1 protein-coding gene is annotated in these 423 nt (G+C 73.5%); it reads right to left on the reverse strand.

Going from position 1 to position 423, the window contains the following annotated elements; all coding sequences use genetic code 11:
• Window positions 1-82: 82 nt before the first annotated feature.
• A partial coding sequence (locus tag HNV26_RS37545; protein WP_171453062.1) for an STAS domain-containing protein occupies window positions 83-423 on the reverse strand: 341 nt, incomplete at its 5' end.

Genomic DNA, 423 nt, shown 5'->3' on the forward strand with positions numbered 1-423 from the left:
CGCTTCGCGGGAGACCGCGCGGCCGTGCGGGCGGGCGCGCAGGGGCATGCGCTGGTACGTCTCGCCGAGCTGCTCGCCTGAGTCAGCGCTCCGCGACCCGCTCCACCAGCCCGGCGCTCGCCTGGTTCATTCCCACCACCTCCACGCTGCAGCCGTGGTGGCGCAGCCGCTGCACCACCTTCTCCAGCGCGGCCACCGCCGTCACGTCCCAGAAGTGGGCGCGCGAGACGTCGATGCGCACCGGCCGGCCTTCCGCGGCGAGGATGTCGAAGGCGTCGATGAAGGCATCGGCCGAGGCGAAGAACACCTGGCCCGCGACACGCCAGGTGCGCAGGCCCGTGGCCGCGTCGTCCTCGGCGCGCACGTCGAGCAGGCGGGCCACCTTGAAGGCGAAGAACACGCCGCTCAGCAGCACGCCCACGG

Source organism: Myxococcus xanthus (assembly GCF_013116825.1).
Lineage (GTDB): Bacteria > Myxococcota > Myxococcia > Myxococcales > Myxococcaceae > Myxococcus > Myxococcus xanthus_B.